This is a genomic window from Saccharopolyspora sp. CA-218241 (assembly GCF_050954615.1).
Classification (GTDB): Bacteria; Actinomycetota; Actinomycetes; order Mycobacteriales; family Pseudonocardiaceae; genus Saccharopolyspora; species Saccharopolyspora cebuensis.
Genome location: NZ_CP191860.1, coordinates 467,442 through 487,495, shown reverse-complemented (window position 1 = coordinate 487,495; position 20,054 = coordinate 467,442). Strand labels below are relative to the sequence as shown.

Here is a 20,054-nt window from a genome sequence, read left to right as displayed (position 1 = left end):
TGGCGGGCGATCTCGTGCGCGGTCAGCATCTGGGCGGCGTCCATCGGTGCTCCTCGCCTTGGGCTGTCTCCTCGCGATCAGCGCTCTCGCGATCGGGGGTTCCCCGCTTCGACCGAATCACAGAGCTGTGATTCGGCACCCCCCGATTACACCACGGACTGATCGACTTCGTCCGCGCATCGGCCGCGCGCGAACAGGTCGTGGGCGACGATAAGGTCCCGGGCATGGCCGTTCATCCGATCCGCGTCATCGGCGACCCGGTGCTGCACAACGCCACCCGTCCGGTGGAGGACTTCGACGACGAGCTGCGCGCTCTGGTCGAGGACATGTTCGAGACGTTGGCAGCGGCCAACGGGGCCGGGCTCGCGGCCAACCAGATCGGCGTGGACCTGCGGCTGTTCGTCTACGACTGCCCGGACGACGAGGGCGTCCGGCACCGCGGCGTGGTGGTCAACCCGAAGCTGCGGACCTCGGAGGTCCCGGAGACCATGCCGGACCCGGACGCGGACTGGGAGGGCTGCCTGTCGGTCCCCGGCGAGTCCTTCCCGACCGGCCGCGCGGCTTGGGCCGAGGTCACCGGCTCCGATGTGGACGGATCGCCGATCACCGTGGAGGGCACCGGTTTCTTCGCCCGCTGCCTCCAGCACGAGACCGACCACCTCGACGGCCACCTCTACGTGGAACGGCTCGTCGGCCGCCACGCGCGCGCCGCGAAGAAGACCGTCAAGCGCAACGGCTGGGGCGTGCCCGGCCTGTCCTGGGACCCGGCCACCCACGGCGACCCCTTCGCCGACGAGGACTGACCCGGGGCGACCGCACTCCCGTTCACCCGTTGGACACCTGAGGACCGCTTTCGCCAATGGCCTGCGTGGCGGTGCGGGTGGCGGAACCTCAGCGGCCCCCTCGCTCCGGGAGCCGCTCCTGATGTACCCGCTTCGTACACGGCGTCACGGCTGTCCTAGCGAGAAGACCGCTGAGCGGTCACGTCCGAGCACGGGCGGCGGTGCCGGTTGCGTGCCGCACCGCATGCGGCTCCGCCGCATCCTGAGAGAACCCCTGAGTGAGGGGCGGGTGCGTCCGAACGGGCCACGGGACCGCCGGACCCCTAGGCATCGCCCGGCACGGGCGCTACGCTCGGGCTCGCAAACCTCGCGGGAGCTCGCACCTTGGCGGGCTGAGAGGGTGGCTCAACGGCGCCGCCGACCGCTGAACCTGACCGGATAATGCCGGCGTAGGGAGTGACGGCCGTGGCCGACTCGCGCACTGTGACCACCGGACCCATCACGGGTTCCCACAAGATCCACCTCGAACACGCCGGCCTGCGGGTGCCGCAGCGGCGGATCCACCTGTCCAACGACGAGCACCTCGACGTGTACGACACGTCGGGGCCTTACACCGACGAGACCGCGACCATCGACGTCCGCGCCGGCCTGCCCCGCACCCGGGAGACCTGGGACCGCGGGGAGCACCGCACCCAGCTGGGCTGGGCGCGGGCCGGCGTGATCACCCGGGAGATGGAATTCGCCGCGCTCCGCGAAGGCGTCCCGCCCGAGCTGGTGCGCGACGAGGTGGCGCGGGGCCGGGCGGTGATCCCGGTGAACCGCCGCCACCCGGAGTCCGAGCCGATGGTGATCGGCAAGGCGTTCCTGGTGAAGGTCAACGCCAACATCGGCAACTCCGCGGTGACCTCCTCGGTCGAGGAGGAGGTGGAGAAGATGGTGTGGGCGACCCGCTGGGGTGCCGACACCGTGATGGACCTGTCCACCGGCAAGCGCATCCACGAGACGCGGGAGCGGGTGCTGCGCAACTCGCCGGTGCCGGTGGGCACGGTGCCGATCTACCAGGCGCTGGAACGGGTCGACGGCGATCCGGAGAAGCTGACCTGGGAGCTGTACCGCGACGTCGTGATCGAGCAGTGCGAGCAGGGCGTGGACTACATGACGGTGCACGCCGGGGTGCTGCGCCGGTACGTGCCGCTGACCGCGCGCCGGGTCACCGGGATCGTCTCGCGCGGCGGGGCGATCATGGCGGCGTGGTGCCAGGCGCACCGCCGGGAGAGCTTCCTGTACGAGCACTTCGGCGAGCTGTGCGAGATCCTGCGCGCCTACGACGTCACGTTCTCGCTGGGCGACGGACTGCGCCCCGGCTCGGTCGCCGACGCCAACGACCGCGCCCAGTTCGCCGAACTGGAGACCCTCGGCGAGCTCAGCGCCCTCGCCCGGGACCACGAGGTGCAGGTGATGATCGAGGGCCCCGGGCACGTGCCGCTGCACCTGGTGGCGGAGAACGTGCGCCGCGAGGAGGAGCTGTGCGGTGAGGCGCCGTTCTACACGCTCGGCCCGCTGACCACCGACATCGCCCCCGGCTACGACCACATCACCTCGGGGATCGGCGCGGCGGTGATCGCCCAGGCGGGCACCGCGATGCTCTGCTACGTGACGCCGAAGGAGCACCTGGGCCTGCCCGACCGCGACGACGTCAAGACGGGCGTGATCACCTACAAGATCGCCGCGCACGCCGCGGACCTGGCCAAGGGGCACCCGAGGGCGCAGCAGCGGGACGACGCGCTGTCCCGGGCGCGGTTCGAGTTCCGCTGGCGCGACCAGTTCGCGCTGGCGCTGGACCCGGACACGGCGTGCGCCTTCCACGACGAGACGCTGCCCGCCGAACCCGCCAAGTCGGCGCAGTTCTGCTCGATGTGCGGGCCGAAGTTCTGCTCGATGCGGATCAGCCAGGACATCCGACGCGCCGAGCTGCCGCTCGTCGACTGAGGTCCCCGCGCCCGCCGACGTCGTTCCCGGCGTCGGCGGGCGCCCACCTCGATCCACCCCGGGCACCGAGGGGTTTGCGGCGGAGCCGCATGCGGTGAGGTTCCGCCACCGCCACGCACGCCATTGGTGGAAGCAGTCCTAACATGGACCCGATGCACCCGACCGGACCCGCCGACGACCCCGCCCCGCCGACCGCGCTGACCATCGCCGGGTCGGACTCGGGCGGCAGCGCGGGCATGCACGCCGACCTGCGCACCTTCTTCTCCTGCGGGGTGCACGGCATGACGGCCGTCACGGCGGTCACCGTGCAGAACACGGTCGGCGTGAGCGGTCTGGTGGAGATCCCGCCGGAGACCGTCGCGGCGCAGATCGACGCGGTGGCCGGCGACATCGGCGTGGGCGCGGCGAAGACCGGCGTGCTGGCCTCGGCGGCAACCATCGAGGCAGTGCTGGAGGCGTGCGACCGGCACGGCATCGGCGGCGGTGGACCGACGCCGTTCGTCGTCGATCCGGTCGCGGCCTCCCGCAGCGGGGAGCCGCTGCTGCGCGCCGACGCGCTCGACGCGCTGCGCCACGAGGCCTTCCCGCGCGCCACCCTGGTCACGCCGAACCTCGACGAGGTGCGGCTGCTGACCGGCATCGACGCCCGCACCCGCTCGGACCTGCTGGACGCGGCGAAGGCCGTCCACGACTTCGGCCCGCGCTGGGTGCTGATCAAGAGCGGCCACCTGCCGGACGACCCCGAGTGCGTGGACCTGCTCTTCGACGGCACCGAGGCGGTCCCGCTGTCCGCCCCGCGCTACGCCACCGCGCACACCCACGGCGCCGGTGACGTGTTCGCCTCCGCCATCACCGCCGCGCTGGCCAAGGGCGCCGCGATGCCGGAGGCGGTGCGGATGGGCAAGCGGTTCGTCACCCGCAGCGTGGAGCACGCCTACCCGCTGGGCGCCGGGATCGGTCCGGTGTCGACGTTCTGGCGGATCAGCCCGCGTTCGATCTGACCGTGCGCTGCGGCGACATCACCGGCTGTCCGAGTGATTTTCCTCGCCGACCTGTAACCGGGCGGGCGTGGCGCGGCGACAGGGAGGATGAGAAGCGCGTATGCCCTCCGAGCGATGCTCACGCCAACGCACGATTCTGGGAGAGCTGCGCGCCCGACGACGACAGGGGTTAGCGACAGCGTGGCTACATCGGTGATGACCAAGGTCCGCCAGCGGATGGCGACCGAGGCCGGTGCGCCCGATCCGAGGCAGCGCCAGTTCGCGGTGCTCGTCCTCGTGGCCGTGGTCGCGGGCACGGCGATCGGCTGGCTGTTCGACCTGCACACCCCGGCGCTGTTGGCCGGGCTCACCGCCGTGTTCGCCCTGGTCGCCTCCGGCGGCCAGTCGCTGCGCTCCGACCTGCACCGGTTCGCCTGGTTCACCCCCGCGCTGGTGCTGGTGATGGCGATCGGTCCGCTGGCCTCGGGCATCCCGGTGCTGGCCGGGCTGCTGGTGGCGGCCGTCGTCTTCGGCACCGGGATGCTGCCCGCGCTCGGCGAGTACTACCGGATCGGCGGGCAGACCTTCGCCGCCGCGACCATCGTCGCCACGACCACCGGCGTCGGCGGCGACCAGCCCGCCTGGATGCTGTTCGCCGCGGCCGGAGGCGGCGCCGCGTTCGCCCTGGTCCTGCGGGTCCTCGTCGGGCTCAGCGACCCGACCCGGGCCACCCGGGTGGCGGTGGCGCGGACGCTGCTGGAACCGGGGCCGGGCGTGGTCGAGCTGGCCGCCTCGGCGTGGCGGGCCGACGGGTCGAGCACCTGGCTCGGCCAGGTGCTGGCCGGGGCGTCCCGGTTCCGCGCAGCGCGGGAGACGCTGCTCGCCCAAGCCCAGCAGAGCGACCGGACCGAGGCGGAGCGGTTGCGCGCGATCGTGGCCGAGGCCGACGCGGTCGCCGCCGAACTGGCCACCGCGGTCCGCTCCCGCGCCTGCACCGGGCTGCCGCCGCAGGCCCGCCGCGATCCGGCGCAGGCGGTGCTCGCCCGCGGCGGCAGGCAGGACCTGCCCGCCGCGCTCCAGGGCGTCAACGAGGGCCTGGACCGGATCCGCGCGGCGGTGGTGCGGCGCGACGACACCGCGGCGACCCCGCCCGCCCCGGGCGCCCGGAAGGAACGGGTGCTCGGGGCGGTCCGGGCGCACCTGTCGCTGCGCTCCTCGCTGTTCCGGCACGCCTTGCGCTGCACCCTCGCGGTGTCGGTCGGCATGGTGGTCGTGCTGCTGATCGACGACCCGTCGGCGTCGAGCCTGCTGCTCGCGCTGTACGTGGTGCTGCAACCGGCGGCGCGGGACAGCATGACCGGCGCGCTGGAGCGCACCGGCGGCGCGGTGCTCGGCGTGGTGCTGCTGGCGCTGGTGATCACCACCGTGCCGGGGGCGTTCCTGCTGGTGCCGCTGGTCATCGGCGGGATGCTGATGAACATGGAGCGGCTGCGCACCGATTCCACGGCGCTGCTCGGCTGCCTGATCGTGGTGACCGTCGTGGACCAGGCGATGAAGCTGGACCGCGACCTGGTGAACGTGGCGATCAGCTTCGCGGCCAACACCGCCGTGGGCGCGGCGGTCGCGCTGATCGTCGGGTACGTGTCGTACCTGGTGCTGCCCAGCAGCATCCTGCCGGACGTGCGCGGATCGGTGCGCTCGACGGTGTGGTCGGTGTCGGAGCTGCTGCGCAGCGTGCGCGCCGCCGGGCGCGGCGTGGACCTGCGCGCCGCGTTGCAGTCGGCGCACGTGCTCGCGCTGCGCCGCACCCAGGACCTGCTCGGGATGCCCGCGCTGCTGGACGGCACCGGCGAGGAGACCGACGACGACCGCGCCACCCGCTCGGCGGCCATCGCCCTCGACGCGCTGCGCCAGGACGTCGCCACCCTCGCCTTCCGCCCCGAGGCGGAGCGGGCGGTGGCGGTGCCCGCGCTGCGCGCGGTGGACGACATGCTGGCGGGCAAGGCCACCGCGACCGTCCCGGACGTCCCGGCGGGCAGCGCCCCGGCGACCGAGCTGCTGGCCAGCTCGCTGATCGAGAACGCCCTCCACGCCCGCGCGGCCATCGACCGCACCCTGGGCTACGACAACCCGTGGAAGAGCTACACGATCTCCTTCGTCCGCACCGAACGCCTCCACATCCGCTGACCGCACCACCCCGAAGCGGCGCACGCTCACCCGCCCGTGACATGAGTGAGGGGCACCCTTGCCCAAGTAACTCGGACAAGGGTGCCCCTCACCTACTTCGACTTCACCCGAACGTGAGCGCCGGTTCCGACCCCCGCGAAGCGCTCACCCGGTTGGGAACTGAGTGAGGGGCACCCTGTACCAAGTCACTGGGTACAGGGTGCCCCTCACCTGGCGTCGATCCCCCGGGCGTGGTGGCCGGGCTGGATGGCCGGGCCGTCAGTCCGGGTCGGGGCTGGAGGCCTGGGCCCAGAAGCGCTGCGGGATGCGGCCCGCGCCCCGGGCCAGGCGGCCCGCGTCGACCGCGGCGCGCATCGCGGCGGCCATCCGCTCCGGGTCCTGGGCGCGGGTGACGGCGGTGGCCAACAGCACCGCGTCGCAGCCGAGCTCCATCGCCAGGGCGGCGTCGGAGGCGGTGCCGATGCCCGCGTCGAGGACGATCGGCACCCCGGCGCGGGCCACGATCATCTCGATGTTGTGCGGATTGCGGATGCCCAGGCCGGTGCCGATCGGCGAGCCCAGCGGCATGACGGCCGCGCAGCCGGTGTCCTCCAGCTTGCGGGCCAGCACCGGGTCGTCGTTGGTGTAGGCCAGGACGGTGAAGCCGTCGTCGACGAGCTGCTCGGCGCCGTCGAGGAGCTCCACCGGGTCCGGCAGCAAGGTGTCCTCGTCGGCGACGACCTCCAGCTTGACCCAGCTCGTGCCGAGGGCTTCGCGGGCGAGCCGGGCGGTGAGCACCGCCTCGGCCGCGGTGCGGCAGCCCGCCGTGTTCGGCAGCGGTTCGATGCCGAGCCTGCCGAGCAGGTCCAGCACCCCGGGGCCGCCCGCGGCGTCGGCGCGGCGCATCGCGACGGTGGTCAGCTCGGTGCCGGAGGCGATCAGCGCGCGCTCCAGCACCGACAGGTTGGTCGCCCCTCCGGTCCCCGTGATCAGCCGCGAGCCGAACTCGCGCCCGGCGATCACCAGCGGATCGTCCATGTCAGCCTCCTTGCACAGCGGTGAGGACTTCGATCACGGCGCCGGGGCGCAGCTCGGTCGCCGGCCAGGTGGCGCGCGGCACCACCGCCCCGTCGAGGGCGACGGCGACGCCCTTGTCGGCCACCCCGTAGTCCGCCAGCGCGTCGGCGAGGGTGCCGCCCTCGGCGATCGCGCGCTGCTGCCCGTTGATCACGACGTGCATGGGATACCTCCCGGTCGACGCAGGTCGGCGGCTCGTGCCTGCGGCGGTGGGTCCGCGCCGCGCAGCAGCGCGACCACCGCGTCGGCGGTGATCGGGGCCAGCAGGAAGCCGCCCCGGTGGTGCCCGGTGGCCACGACCAGCCCCGGTTCGAGCTCGCCGATCATCGGCAGGTTGTCCTCGGTGCCGGGGCGCAGTCCGGCGACGGCCTCGGCGAGCTCGTACTCGGCCAGCGCCGGGACCAGGCGTTCGGCGTCGGCGATGAGATCGCGGACGCCGCCGACGGTGACCCGGGTGTCGAAGCCGACCTCCTGCTGGGTGGCGCCGAGCACCAGTCCGTCGTCGCGCGGCACCAGGTAGGTCTGCCTGCCCCGGACCGGTCCGCGCACGGTGCGGCGCGGCGGCGGCAGTGCACCGGGCCGGGCCCGCAGCCGCAGGATCTCGCCCTTCACGGGGCGGAGCCGACCGCGCAGCAGCGGGTGCAGCTCGGCGGAGTGCGCGCCCGCGGCCAGCACCACCGCGTCGCAGTCCACGGTGGACCCGGCGAGCACCACCTGACCGGCGCGCACCTCCTCGGCCCGCGCGGCGAGGAACTCGACCCCGGCGGCGGAGGCGGCGGCGTGCAGCGCGCGCAGCGTCGCGCGGTTGTCCACGGCGAGGTCGCCGGGCACCTCCAGCGCGGCGCGCACCGAGGGTCCGAGGGCGGGTTCCAGGCGCCGGGCCTCGCGACCGGTCAGCGCGGTCACGCCCCGGCCGAGGCCCGCGAGGTAGTCGGCGAGGGCGCCGAGCTCGGCGCGGTCGGCGCTGTCCACGCCCACCACCAGGGTGCCTTCGCGGCGGAGCCCGGAGGGCAGCCGGGCGGCGGCGGCGAGGTCGTCGGCGAAGTCGGGCCAGCGGGCCAGCGAGGCCGAACCGAGGTCGAGCAGGCCTTCCTCGCCGGGCCACGCCTCGGCCAGCGGGGCGAGCATCCCGCCCGCCACGTGCGACGCGCCCGAGGCCGGTGCGGGATCGATCAACCGGATGCGGTGGCCGTCGGCGGCCAGCCGCCACGCGACGGACAGCCCGATGACGCCGCCGCCCACGACGGCGATCCGCTCGCTGCGCTGCTCAGCCACTCCACGCTCCCTGCGCCGGCATGACCCGGATCAGGTTCGACGGTCGGGGCGCTGCCCCCTCTCAGCCCGGTCGGGCTCCCGTGCTCACCACCCACCACCGTACCGGGTTCACCGGATGGTGTGAGCCGCGGCGGTCGAGGCGGTCCGGACCGGGACCGCCAGGAGCTACCCTCGGGCGCATGCCCGGATTGGACGGCCACGGCATTCGCGCCCGCCTCGACGAAGCCGCGTTGTACCTGTGCACCGATGCCCGCACCGAACGCGGTGATCTCGCCGAGTTCGCCGACGCCGCGCTGGACGGCGGAGTCGACATCATCCAGCTCCGCGACAAGACCGACGGCGCGCCGCTGGAGGCCCGGCAGGAGCTCGCCGCGCTGGAGGTGCTGGCCGACGCCTGCCGCAGGCACGGCGCGCTGCTGGCGGTCAACGACCGGGCCGACGTGGCGCTCGCCGCCGACGCCGACGTGCTGCACCTCGGGCAGGACGACATCCCGGTGGAGCTGGCCCGCCGGGTGCTCGGCGAGCACGTGGCGATCGGCCGGTCCACGCACGACGTGGTGCAGGCCGATTCCGCCGCCACCGAGCCGGGCGTGGACTACTTCTGCACCGGGCCGGTGTGGACCACGCCGACCAAGCCCGGGCGCCCCGCCGCGGGCCTCGACCTGGTCCGCCACACCGCGGGGCACCGCGGTCACGGCCGCCCCTGGTTCGCCATCGGCGGCATCGACGCGTCCACCGTCGACGACGTGGTGATCGCCGGGGCGAAGCGGGTCGTGGTGGTGCGCGCGATCACCGAGGCCGAGGACCCCCGCGCGGCGGCCCAGCACCTCCGCTCCCGCCTGCCCTGAGCGCACGACTCGCCCGGCCCAACGCCGCGGGTGTCACCTGTTCGGGAGATGAGTGAGGGGCACCCTGTACCCGGTGACGTGGTACAGGGTGCCCCTCACTCGGAGGAGATCACCCGGGTGGCGGGCCCGGACGGATACCGGGCCCGCCCGGTGCGATCACTGGGTGAGCAGTCGCAGGCCGTAGGCGTTGAGGATCTCGTTGACGGGCTGGAAGTAGGTGGTGCCGCCCCAGGTGCAGTTGCCGGAGCCACCGGAGGTGACGCCCTGGGCCTGGCTGCCGGTCAGCCAGGAGCCGCCGGAGTCGCCCGGCTCGGCGCAGACGTTGGTGCGGGTCAGGCCGTAGACGGTGCCCTGCGGGTAGCGCACGGTCTGGTTCTTGGCCTCGACCGTGCCGCAGTGCCAGCCGGTGGTGGAACCGGAGCGGCAGATCGACGAGCCCACGGCCGACTCGGTGGAACCGGAGACGCCGACGGTGCCACCGCGGTAGTTGTTCACCAGCGGACGCGGGGTCTCCCCGGCGCTGGTGCGGACGAAGGCGTAGTCGTTGCCGGGGAAAGAGGACCCGGCGAAGGTGCCGCTCGGCTGGGAGGTGGAGGAGCCGACCGAACCGCAGTGCCCGGCGGTGACGAAGCCGCCCTGCACCGAGAAGCCGATCGAGCACCGGCCGCCACCGCCGATGTAGTAGGCGTTGCCGCCGATCACGTCGGCCAGCGCCCGGGGCGCCTCCTCGGATTCGACGACGTCGACCGCGGTGCCGTCGACCTCGGCCGCCTCGACGAACCGCTCGGCCTCGGCCGCGGTGCCCGGCTTGGTGGTCAGCACCACGGTGTTCGCCGTGGTGTCGGCGTACCAGCCGGTGACGGAGGCGGGAGCCTGACCGCTGTCGGCGTTGAGCCCGTCGACGACGGCACCGAGGTCGGCGACGGTGTGGTCGACCAGGCGTGCCGCGGCGCCCGCGTCGCGGACCACGTCGAACTGGGCGGCGTCGGTGACGCCGACGACGAGCTTGCCCCGCTGGGCGTCGAAGTGCGATCCGCCGAAGTCCGCGCCGAGCGCCTCGCGCAACACCTCGTTGGCGCGGTTGGCGACGGCCTCCTGGTCGATCCGGGTCTGCGCCTGCTGCCGGTCGAGACCGAGGTCCCGCTGCATGGCGTCGAGCATGGTGACCGCGGGCGCGTCGGCCGTGGTGGGCGTCGGCGCGTCAGTCGTGGTGGCGGTGGCGGGCATCGTGGTGGCGATGACCGTCCCCGCTGCCAGCACCACGGACCCGGCGATCCGGGCCGCGAGCGTGCGTCTCATCTGCTGCTCCCTCTTTGTGAGATGGATCTCATCCCCCGTCGGCGAACCAGTATTCGGACGGGACAGCCCGCACACATCCGTCTTTTGCCGCAGACCACGCGAAATGCCGCCCGCTGCAGTGGTTTTCACCGCAGCGGACGGCACCTTCCGCAGGAACGCACTGCTCCAGCCGGACGCACGAGCCCTCGATCCACCCCGCGCCCACCACGGGGAGCCGCGACCACGCACGCCCGAGGTCCCGCGCCATCCACCCGTTCGAGAGCTGCGTGAGGGGCACCCTTGCCCGAGTAACTTGGGCAAGGGTGCCCCTCACCTGGATCAACACCACCCGGATGGCGCAGCGGGGTGGCCGGAGGTCACTCGCCGGTGCGGGGGATCAGCTCGCCCTGCCCGTCGAGACCGGCCGACGGCTCGTCCTGCGGCTGGGTCGGGGTCTGCTCCTGCGTCGGCGTCGAGCTCGGCTGCTGGGTGGGGGTCGGCTCCTGCGGGGTCTCCGAGGGCGCGGACGGCTCCCCGGTGCGGGTGGGCTCCTGGGTGCTGGTCTCGCCGCTCGGTTCCGGCTCGTCGGTCCCGGTCTCCTCGGTGGTGGTCTCGGGCACCACCGGCTCGACGGGTTCCGGTGGTGGCGGCGGTCCGGGCCGGACGACCTGGCCGATCGTGGTGCCGGTGCCGCCGGAGAGCGTGCGGCCGGTCACCCCCTCGAACCCGGTCACCACGATCATCCCGATCGCGAACACCAGCGCCGACGTGGCGGCCACCATCGTCCAGCGCTGCTTGGTGCGCCGCTTCGGCGGCGCGACGACCTCGGTGGCCTGCTCGCCGCCGACCGGGGCGACCACCCGGGTCGGTTCCGCGATGCGCTCGGTGCCGTCGTCGACGACCCGCTCGCCGCCGGGCCACTGGAGCCCCGGGGTGAGCGCGATGCGCTTGGTCCGGTCGGGGTCCGGCGGTGACTGCGGCGCGGCGGCGGGCGGCTCCGGCCGGTCCTCGCGCGCCTGCTCGATCGCCGCCGCCTGGCCCTTGACCTTCGCGTGGTGCAGCGCGGTCCCGCGCTTGCCGCGCGCCACCGCGGCCTTGGCCGCCGCCGTCTTGGCCTTGTCCCTGGCGTTCTCCAGCGACCGCTGGTAGAGCGTGCCGCCGACGGTGATCACCACGCTGGTCAGGGCGGCGCCGACGACGGTGCCCGCGACCCCGAGCTGCGAGCCGAGGAAGGCGGCGGTGACCGAGGCCAGCGCACCACCCGCGACCTGGGCGGTGTTGATCGCGGACTTCTTGTCGTCCTTCTCGTCCTTGCCGCCGTCCTCGTCCCGGTCGCGCAGGTCCCGGTCGCGCAGGTCGCCGGGGGCGTCCCGGTCGCGATCGGCCCGGGTCCGCTCGTCGTGGCCGTGGTCGACCCGCGGCACCACGGGTTGCATCCGGGTCCGCACCGCGTCCGCGCGCCGTCGATCACCCGACGGCCGACCGCTGTTGTCCTCAGGCATGTTCGCGCTGGCTCCCACGCATCTCGCCCCTCTCTCCCACCCGTACCAACGGGCCGGAAGGCGCGATTTCTCCCCGGAACGGGGCCATCGTGAGCATCCCCACGACCTGTAACGCCTGGTGAGAGGCTTAAAGCCAGCTTTCGGCGGGCACCGGTGCGGCGGCGCGCGGGCGCCCGCCGCGAGCCGCCTCGCCGGGCGTGACCAGCCCGGCGAGGCACCCCGGAGAGCGACGCGCCGCGCCCTCGTCGATCAACGGCGCCTCAAGCGGCGACCGCTCAGCCGGCGAACGGTCCGGCGAAGGCGAGCTCGGCGAAGCGCTCCCCGATGCGTCGGTGCGCGGCGGCGTCCGGGTGGAGCGCGTCGGGCAGCGGCAGCTCGGCGTGGTCGGCCTCGCCGTAGAGCTCCCGGCCGTCGAGGTGGTGCAGGTTCGGGTCGTCGGCCGCCCGCTGCCGGACGATCCGGGCGAGCTCGTCCCGGATCACGTTCAGGGTGAGCTTCCCGGCGGCGACCTCCGCGGGATCCCCGGTGGCCCGGAACCGCAGCTCGCCGGCGCTCAGGGCGTCGAGGTCGAAGGCGCCGGGCCCGGGGGTGTCCTCGTGGATCGGGCACAGGGTCGGCGAGACGACCAGCAGCGGCGCGGTGGGATGCCCCTCGCGGATCGTGTCCAGGAAGCCGTGCACCGCCGGGGTGAAGGCGCGCAGCCGCATCAGGTCGCCGCCGACCAGGTTGATCCCGATCTTGACGCTGATCAGGTCGGCGGGGGTGTCCCGCATCGCGCGGGCGGTGAACGGGTCGAGCAACGCGTTCCCGCCGAACCCCAGGTTGATCAGGTCGACACCGCCGAGGGTGGCGGCCCGGCCGGGCCAGGTCGTGCTGGGGCTGGCCGCGTTGGAGCCGTGGCTGATCGAGCTGCCGTGGTGCAGCCACACCCGGCGGTCCGCGCGCGCGGGCTCCACCGGGGCGTCGGTGCGCAGGCCGACCACCTCGGTGATCTCGTGCTGCGGCAACCAGATCTCCACGTCCTTGACGCGGTCCGGCAGGCCGGTGAACCGGACGGTGCCGACCGGGCCGGGCCGGGTCTCGGCGGCGGTACCGCTGGCCATGTCCAGGACCAGCTCGTTGCCGCCGGTCACGTGGGCCTGGTCGGCGAGTTCGCCGTCCACGAGCAGGTCGTACACGCCCTCCGGACGGCGCGGGGCGCCCTCGTAGACGACCACGGTGCGCAGGGTGTCCAGCTCGATGGCCGTGGCCCGGGTGCGCAGCGCCAGCCGCACCCCGGAGGGCTGGGCCTCCGGGAGGTCGAGCTGCCCGCCGGGGCACTGCGCGCGGGCCCAGGCGGGCAGCCGGTGCGGCAGCACCCCGTGCTCGGTCCGTTCGAGTTCGAGCGCACCGCGCAGCAGGTCGGCGGTGACGGGCGTGGTGGTCCAGGAGTCGTTCACACCACCCACCCTGTCAACCGGCCCCGCCACCCCACCACCCGATTTCCACCACCCACGATCAGCCAGCGGCGAAGCAACACCCGCGCCAACCCCGACCCCCGTCAGGCCACGCACGCGCCGATCGGCACCACCGTCAGACAAGCGGCGTCAGCCGCTTCCGCACTACCCCACCTGAGCAACTCGCACCGCCGCGGGTTCCCAGCGGCCTTCTCGCGAGGACGCCCTGACGCTGTGTACGCGTTTGGTACATGAGGAAGGGCGCCCGGAGCGAGAAGGCCGCTGAGGTTCCGCCACCCGCACCGCACCAACGCGACCACCACACCTCTTCCCGACGAGAAGCCCGCTGAGGTTCCGCCACCTGCACCGCTCCACAACACCAGCTACGCAGGCGGATTCAGCGTGGCTACGAATTTGTACCTGTCCCCTCGGTAGATCGACCGCACCCACTCCACCGGATTCGCCTCGGTGTCGAAGGAGTGCCGGGACAGCAGCAGCATCGGCAGCCCGACCTCGGAGCCGAGCAGTTCGGCCTCCTCGGGGCTGGCGAGCGCGGTTTCGATGGTCTCCTCGGCGTGCCCGAGTTCGAGCCCGTAGTGGTCGCGGAGCACCTGGTACAGCGAGCCGCCGGATTCGAGGCGGGCGGTGAGGCCGCGGAACCGGCTGAGGGCGAGGTGGGTGGTCTCGATCGCCATCGGTTCGCCGTCGGCCAGCCGCAACCGGCGCAGCCGCAGCACGGCGGCGCCGGGCTTGGTGCCCAGCAGGAGCGCGAGTTCGCGGTCGGCCGCTTCCTCGACGACCTCCAGCAGCCGGGAGGCGGGCTGCCTGCCCTGGGCCCGCATGTCCTCGGTGTAGCCGGTGAGCTGGAGCCGCTGGGCGACCTTGGGCTTGGCGGCGAAGGTGCCCTTGCCCTGCACCCGCAGCAGCCTGCCCTCGACGGTCAGCTCGGCGAGAGCTTGGCGCACGGTGGTGCGGGAGACGTCGAACTCGGCGGCCAGCGAGCGCTCGGTCGGGATGGGCGAGCCGGGGGGCAGCGACCGCAGCATGTCGAGCAGGTGCTGCTTGAGCCCCCAGTACTTCGGTTCGCGTTGCGCGCGCACCGGGGTGTCCGCGCCACCGGTCGCCGGGGTGTCGAGCATCGTTCCTCCTCCTGCCGCGAACCGTCGGGCGGACCGGAGCACCGGCGATCGCCCAGGTGTTCAGGATGCCCGAAACCGGTGCGGGCGAGCGCCGGACCCACCAGGTTCCCACCGCACGGCCGCACCGGTCCCCGACCCGCGTCACCCGAAGGGTCTTGACATCAGGTGTCCCGGGCCACACTCTTCATCGCATTGGTCTACACCAAAGTGCTCCACGGCGGAGCGGAGGGAAGGGGTTCCGGGTGCGAACCTGCTCCAGCAGACGTGCTTCCACGACGCGGCGACCGTCGCCGACCACCGACGGCGCCCCGGCGCGGTCCCGCCACCGGCGCCGAAGTCCCGCCCGGACCTGGCGAGCGCTCGCCGCCGGAGCGGTGCTGAGCCTCGCGGCGGCCGGGTGCGGCAGTGCCGGCGGCGGCAGCGACAACACCCTCACCGTCTGGCTGATGGACGGGTCCGCGCCGGACGCGCTCGTCGACGAGCTCAACGCGGAGTTCGAGAAGTCGCACCCCGGCATGACCGTCGAGTACCAGATCCAGCAGTGGAACGGCATCCAGGACCGCCTCACCACCGCGCTGACCAGCAACGACCCGCCGGACGTCATCGAGCTCGGCAACACGCAGAACCCGCAGTTCTCGGCCGAGGGCACGCTGCTGGACCTCACCGAGGACAAGGCCTCGATGCACGGCGACCAGTGGCTGCCGGCGCTGGCCGAGTCGGGCGCCTGGGAGGACCGCAACTACGGCGTGCCGTTCTACGCCGCCAACCGGGTCGTGGTCTACAACACCGAGCTGTTCCAGCAGGCGGGCATCACCGAGCCGCCCCGCTCCCGGCAGGAGCTGCTGGACGTGATCACCAGGCTGGAGCAGACGCACGGCGACGACCCCGACTTCCAGTCGCTGTACCTGCCGGGCCAGTCCTGGTACGCGCTGCTGTCGTTCATCTGGGACTCCGGCGGTGAGGTCGCGGTCGAGCAGGACGGGCGCTGGCGCGGCGCGCTGGACACGCCCGAATCCCGCGAGGGCGTGCAGTTCTACCAGCAGCTCGTGCAGCACTCCCGGACCTCCGCACCCGCCGACACCGACGAGGCCGAACCGCAGCAGGCCGAGATCTACGCCCAGGGCGACGTGGCGATGATGATCGCCCTGCCCTGGGAGGTGCAGACCGCCGCCGAGGTCAACCCGGACATAGCGGCGATCAGCTCCGCCTTCCCGATCCCCTCGAAGGACCCGGCCGGGACCGCGCCGGTGTTCCTCGGCGGCTCCACCCTCGCCATCCCGGCGGGCAGCGCCGACGCCGAGGCCGCGAAGGACTGGCTGCGGCTGCTCACCGAGCCGAAGTACCAGATCATGCTCGCCGAGTCGGGCGTGGTGCCCGGCGCCATGCAGGACACCAGCGCGCTGGCGACCGACCCGGTGAGCGCCGCGATGGCGACCGCGTCCAAGGCCGGTGCGGTGACCCCGCCGATCCCGCAGTGGGCCGCGGTGGAGTCCGGGCAGAACCCGCTCAAGGACATGATGACCGCGATCCTGACCGGGCAGAAGTCCGTGGTCATCGCGACCACCGACGCCAACCGGGCGATCACCGACCTGCTGGCGGCTCCCTGATCATGGCTCTGACCGACGAACGGGTGGTCCCGGGCGCGCCCCCGCCGCGCCCGGGGTCCGGCGCTCCCGCTGGGTCGAGGCCCTGCCCTACCTGCTGCTGGCACCGGCCGTGCTGGCCCTGGTCGGCCTGCTGGGCTGGCCCGCCGTGAACGTGATCATCACCAGCTTCCGGGAGCTGACCCTCGGCGAGCTGGTGCGCGGCGAGGTCGTCTGGGCCGGGTTCGACAACTACGCGACCGTGCTCTCCGACCCCGGGTTCTGGACGATCGCGCTGCGCACCGTGGTGTTCACCGCCTGCGTGGTGGCCGGCAGCATCGCGATCGCGCTGCTGCTGGCGCTGCTGATGCGGCACGTCCCGCCGGTCCCGCGGGTGCTGCTCCAGATCAGCCTGCTGCTGGCCTGGGCGATGCCGCAGCTCGCCGCGACCACGGTGTTCCAGTGGATCTTCGACCAGCAGTTCGGCATCCTGAACAAGACCCTGTTGCTGCTCGGCCTGGACTTCGACGGGCATTCCTGGTTCGCCACCGGGACCAGCACGCTGACCGTGGTCGGCATCCTCATCGTCTGGCAGGCGGTGCCGTTCGTGGCGATGACGCTCTACGCGGCGCTGCTCAGCGTGCCCGGCGACCTCTACGAGTCGGCCGGGATCGACGGCGCGGACGGCTGGCAGACGTTCCGCTCGATCACCTGGCCGCACCTCAAGCCGGTGCTGATGATCGTGACGTTCCTGTCGATCCTGTGGGATTTCAAGGTGTTCTCGCAGGTGTGGGCGTTCCGCGAGGGCGGCCCGAGCGGCGGCAGCACGACGCTGTCGGTGCTGCAGTACCTGGAGGGCATCGCCAGCAGCCGGTTCGGCGTGGCCGCGGCGGTGTCGGTGCTGATGGTGGTCGTGCTGGTGCTGGTGTGCGCGCAGTACGTGCGGTTGCTGCTGCGGTCCCAGGAGGGTGAGCTGTGAGGAAGACGGCGTTGTCCGCGCTGGCGCTGGCGATCGCGCTGCTGTTCGCGTTCCCGACGTACTGGATGCTGTCGAGTTCGCTGAAACCGCGCGGGGAGGTGCTGTCCACGTCCTACGACCTGGTGCCGACCTCGATCACCGCGCAGAACTACGTCACCGCGCTGACCGGCTCGGACTTCCTGCGCTACCTGGGCAACAGCCTGCTGGTGACGCTGACCGCGGTGGCCTGCTCGCTGGTCGCCGGGACGCTGGCCGCGCTGGCGATGAGCCGGTTCCGGTTCCGCGGGCGGAAGGGTTTCCTGCTGCTGGTGCTGGTCGCGCAGATGGTGCCGTTCGAGGCGCTGATGATCCCGATGTTCCTGTTCATGCGGGACCTGAACCTGCTCGACCGGCTGCCCTCGCTGGTGCTGGTGTACTGGATCTGCACGCTGCCGTTCACCGTCTGGTCGCTGCGCGGGTTCATCGACGGCATCCCGGTGGACCTGGAGGAGGCGGCGATGGTCGACGGCTGCGGCCGGGCGGCGGCGTTCCGCCGGGTGACGCTGCCGCTGCTCGGTCCGGGTCTGGTGGCGACCTCGGTGTTCGCGTTCATCACGGCGTGGAACGAGTTCCTCTACGCGCTGGTGTTCATGCGCGACGAGGACAACCGGACGCTGCCGGTGTTCCTCCAGACGTTCCAGAACGCCTTCGGCACCGACTGGGGCGCCACGATGGCGGCTTCGACGCTGTTCACGCTGCCGGTGCTGGTGTTCTTCCTGGTGGTTCAGCGCAACATGGTCTCGGGTATCACCGCCGGTGCGGTGAAGGGGTGAGCATCGGCTAGCATTGGTCTAGACCAAGAGACCGGGAGGGACGATGACCGAGGCCGCAGGCCGGCACATGGCCGCCGAGATCGACGAGCAACCCGACCTGTTCGCCGGACTGCTCGCCGAGCGCGCCGCGATCCAGCGCGTCGGCGAGCGGATCGCCGAGCACCGACCCCGCTTCGCGCTGCTCGCCGCACGCGGCTCCAGCGACCATGCCGCGCTCTACGCCAAGTACCTCATCGAGGTGCTGCTGAACCTGCCCGTCGGCCTGGTCTCCCCCTCGACCACCACCCTCTACGGCGCCGAACCCGACCTCGACGGCGTGCTGCTGCTGACCATCAGCCAGAGCGGCGGCTCCCCCGACCTGCTCGCCGTCACCGAATCCGGGCGCAAGCGGGGCGCCCTCACCGTCGCGGTCACCAACACCGCCGACTCCCCGATCAACGCCGCCGCCGAACTGTCCGTCGACGTCCGCGCCGGCCAGGAGCGGGCGGTCGCCGCGACCAAGACCTACAGCACCACGCTGCTGGCGCTGCACCTGCTCGTCGACGCCGTTCGCGGCGGGGACGGGTCGAGCGCGGCCGGCCTCCCCGAGCTCGCCCGCGCCACCCTCGACGATTCCGCCGACGCCGTCGAGGAAGCCGTGCGGCGCTACCGGTTCGCGGAGCGGATGGTCACCACCGGCCGGGGCTACTCGCTGGCCACCGCGCTGGAGGCGTCCCTGAAGCTGGCCGAGACCAGCTACCTCGCGGCCCGCGCCTACAGCGGCGCCGACCTGCTGCACGGCCCGGTCGCCGCGGTGGACGCCGACACCGCGGTCCTCGCGCTGTGCGGCGGCGGCAGGGGCGGCGACTCGATGCGCGAGGTGCTCGACGCGGTGGCCGAACGCGGCGCCGACATCTGCGCCATCGGCTCCGCCGCCGGGAACTGCACCGCGCGCCACCGCATCCCGCTGCCGCCGTGCCCGGAGGAGCTCGCCCCCGTCCTGGAGATCCTGCCGATCCAGCGCCTGGCCCTCGGCCTGGCCCGCACCCGGGGCCTGGACCCCGACCAGCCCCGAGGCCTCAACAAGGTCACCAAGACCCGCTGACCACCCCGCCCCAGCACACGGGCCCGGACCGGCACACCCGTTCGGAACCGGAGTGAGGGGCACCCTTGTCCGAGTTAACTTGGGCAAGGGTGCCCCTCACGCGGTCCACGTGGTGGGGTGTCGGGCGGGCGAACGGGCCCGGGAGTCGAGACCCGTCCCGCCGAGGGGGCTTGGCGGGACGGGCCAGCCCAGATTACTCCGACCGGCCCAACCGGCGTCGGCGCGGTCACAGTTCGTAGGTGCGCCGTGCCGTGCTGTCGAACACCGCTGCCCGCTCCGAAGCGCCGAGGTGGCCGGTGAGGTTCTTCGCCAGGCCCACGACCTGCGCGTAGTCGGTGGCGAGCAGGCACAGCGGCCAGTCGGATCCGAACATGACGCGGCCCGGGCCGAAGGCGTCGAGGACGACGTCGACGTAGCGGCGGAGCCGGTCCGGGTCCGGTTGGCGGGCCCAGTCGTCCTCGGTGACCAGGCCGGACAGCTTGCACAGCACGTTCTGGTGGGCGGCGAGCGCCCGCACGCGGGTGGCCCAGGGTTCCAGCTCCCCGTCGGCGATCGGGGGTTTGCCGCAGTGGTCGAGCACGAAGGTGAGCTGCGGGTACTGCCCGACGGCCTTGATCGCGGCGGGCAGTTGCCGCGGCCGGACCAGCAGGTCGTAGACCAGGCCGGTGTCCTCGACGGCGGCCAGCCCGGCGAGCACGTCGGGCCGCACCAGCCAGTCCGGGTCGGGTTCGGCCTCGACGGGGTGGCGCAGGCCCTTGAGCCACCGCGCCGAGGGGTGGGCCTGCAACCGGCCGATGCGTTCGCGCACGTCCCGCGCGGTGAGGTCGACCCAGCCGACGACCCCGGCGACGCGGTCCACGGAGTCGGCGAGCACCAGCATCTCCGGCGTCTCGTCGGGGTCGGCGACGGTCTGCACCAGCACGGTGGCGTCCACCGCGGCGGACTTGAGCGCGGCGCCCAGCTCGGGCGCGCGGAAGTCGCGGCGGATGGGGTCCATCGCCGCCGTCATCCAGGGTTGTTCGCGGACATCGAGGTCCCACAGGTGGTGGTGGGCGTCGACCGTCATTCGTCTCCTCCGAGGCGCCACCGGGCGCGGACCGTCCACAACGGACTGATCTGCTGCT

The 20,054-nt window shown here is 73.1% G+C and carries 17 protein-coding genes and 1 riboswitch; of the genes, 9 read left to right on the top strand and 8 right to left on the bottom strand.

From position 1 onward, the window contains the following. Window positions 1-224 precede the first annotated feature (224 nt). The 4 genes from ACQP0T_RS02530 (at window position 225) to ACQP0T_RS02515 (ending at window position 5,938) form a co-directional block, all read left to right on the top strand. The gene (locus tag ACQP0T_RS02530; protein ID WP_433871115.1) at window positions 225-803 is read left to right on the top strand and encodes a peptide deformylase; all 579 of its coding nucleotides are present in this window, start codon (window positions 225-227) and stop codon (window positions 801-803) included. Between the two features lie 462 nt (window positions 804-1,265). After that, entirely contained in the window at window positions 1,266-2,771 is a 1,506-nt protein-coding gene (gene thiC, locus ACQP0T_RS02525) for a phosphomethylpyrimidine synthase ThiC (RefSeq protein WP_433871114.1), read from the top strand. Window positions 2,772-2,923: 152 nt separating this feature from the next. Then, window positions 2,924-3,772 carry a bifunctional hydroxymethylpyrimidine kinase/phosphomethylpyrimidine kinase gene (thiD, locus tag ACQP0T_RS02520; RefSeq protein ID WP_433871113.1) on the top strand — a complete coding sequence of 283 codons (849 nt, stop codon included), beginning with the start codon at window positions 2,924-2,926 and terminating at the stop codon, window positions 3,770-3,772. Window positions 3,773-3,952: 180 nt separating this feature from the next. After that, entirely contained in the window at window positions 3,953-5,938 is a 1,986-nt protein-coding gene (locus tag ACQP0T_RS02515; RefSeq protein ID WP_433871112.1) for an FUSC family protein, read from the top strand. Between the two features lie 258 nt (window positions 5,939-6,196). Here the strand turns inward: ACQP0T_RS02515 and ACQP0T_RS02510 are convergent, their stop codons facing one another. From ACQP0T_RS02510 to thiO, 3 genes are all read right to left on the bottom strand, one after another. Beyond that, the gene (locus ACQP0T_RS02510) at window positions 6,197-6,955 is read right to left on the bottom strand and encodes a thiazole synthase (RefSeq protein WP_433871111.1); all 759 of its coding nucleotides are present in this window, start codon (window positions 6,953-6,955) and stop codon (window positions 6,197-6,199) included. Between the two features lies 1 nt (window position 6,956). Further along, window positions 6,957-7,157 (bottom strand): sulfur carrier protein ThiS, encoded by a 201-nt coding sequence (thiS, locus tag ACQP0T_RS02505; protein WP_345368170.1) that lies wholly within the window; start codon window positions 7,155-7,157, stop codon window positions 6,957-6,959. Continuing rightward, window positions 7,145-8,269, bottom strand: coding sequence for a glycine oxidase ThiO (thiO, locus tag ACQP0T_RS02500; RefSeq protein WP_433871110.1), 1,125 nt, complete (start codon window positions 8,267-8,269; stop codon window positions 7,145-7,147). The genes thiS and thiO overlap by 13 nt, the downstream gene beginning before the upstream one ends. Further along, window positions 8,260-8,361, bottom strand: a riboswitch (TPP riboswitch). Its footprint overlaps the gene before it by 10 nt. A gap of 87 nt (window positions 8,362-8,448) precedes the next feature. On the opposite strand from thiO, the gene thiE reads away from it, so the two are divergent. Further along, window positions 8,449-9,117, top strand: a complete 669-nt coding sequence (thiE, locus tag ACQP0T_RS02495; RefSeq protein ID WP_433871109.1) for a thiamine phosphate synthase — start codon at window positions 8,449-8,451, stop codon at window positions 9,115-9,117. 156 nt (window positions 9,118-9,273) lie between these two features. Here thiE and ACQP0T_RS02490 read toward each other — a convergent pair whose 3' ends face one another. From ACQP0T_RS02490 to ACQP0T_RS02475, 4 genes are all read right to left on the bottom strand, one after another. Then, on the bottom strand, window positions 9,274-10,416 hold the full coding sequence (locus ACQP0T_RS02490) for a S1 family peptidase (protein ID WP_433871108.1): 1,143 nt from the start codon (window positions 10,414-10,416) through the stop codon (window positions 9,274-9,276). Window positions 10,417-10,772: 356 nt separating this feature from the next. Continuing rightward, on the bottom strand, window positions 10,773-11,897 hold the full coding sequence (locus ACQP0T_RS02485; protein WP_433871107.1) for a hypothetical protein: 1,125 nt from the start codon (window positions 11,895-11,897) through the stop codon (window positions 10,773-10,775). A 275-nt stretch (window positions 11,898-12,172) separates the two neighbouring features. Continuing rightward, window positions 12,173-13,336 (bottom strand): GDSL-type esterase/lipase family protein, encoded by a 1,164-nt coding sequence (locus ACQP0T_RS02480; RefSeq protein WP_433871106.1) that lies wholly within the window; start codon window positions 13,334-13,336, stop codon window positions 12,173-12,175. A 380-nt stretch (window positions 13,337-13,716) separates the two neighbouring features. Then, a complete protein-coding gene (locus ACQP0T_RS02475) occupies window positions 13,717-14,472 on the bottom strand; it encodes a GntR family transcriptional regulator (RefSeq protein WP_345368176.1) in 756 nt (251 codons plus the stop codon). Between the two features lie 446 nt (window positions 14,473-14,918). Between ACQP0T_RS02475 and ACQP0T_RS02470 the strand changes: the two genes are divergently transcribed. The 4 genes from ACQP0T_RS02470 to ACQP0T_RS02455 all read left to right on the top strand — a co-directional run bounded on the left by ACQP0T_RS02470 (window position 14,919) and on the right by ACQP0T_RS02455 (window position 18,930). Beyond that, window positions 14,919-16,079: an extracellular solute-binding protein gene (locus ACQP0T_RS02470; RefSeq protein WP_433871105.1), complete on the top strand. Its 1,161-nt coding sequence runs from the start codon at window positions 14,919-14,921 to the stop codon at window positions 16,077-16,079. Window positions 16,080-16,161: 82 nt separating this feature from the next. Then, window positions 16,162-17,034, top strand: a complete 873-nt coding sequence (locus ACQP0T_RS02465; protein ID WP_433873569.1) for a carbohydrate ABC transporter permease — start codon at window positions 16,162-16,164, stop codon at window positions 17,032-17,034. Next, window positions 17,031-17,846, top strand: a complete 816-nt coding sequence (locus tag ACQP0T_RS02460) for a carbohydrate ABC transporter permease (RefSeq protein WP_433871104.1) — start codon at window positions 17,031-17,033, stop codon at window positions 17,844-17,846. Before ACQP0T_RS02465 ends, ACQP0T_RS02460 begins: the two co-directional genes overlap by 4 nt. Window positions 17,847-17,889: 43 nt before the next feature. Beyond that, complete coding sequence (locus ACQP0T_RS02455) at window positions 17,890-18,930, top strand: SIS domain-containing protein (protein WP_433871103.1); 1,041 nt, start codon at window positions 17,890-17,892, stop codon at window positions 18,928-18,930. A 226-nt stretch (window positions 18,931-19,156) separates the two neighbouring features. On the opposite strand, the gene ACQP0T_RS02450 is transcribed toward ACQP0T_RS02455, so the two are convergent. Further along, a complete protein-coding gene (locus ACQP0T_RS02450; protein ID WP_433871102.1) occupies window positions 19,157-19,996 on the bottom strand; it encodes an amidohydrolase family protein in 840 nt (279 codons plus the stop codon). Window positions 19,997-20,054: the final 58 nt, after the last annotated feature.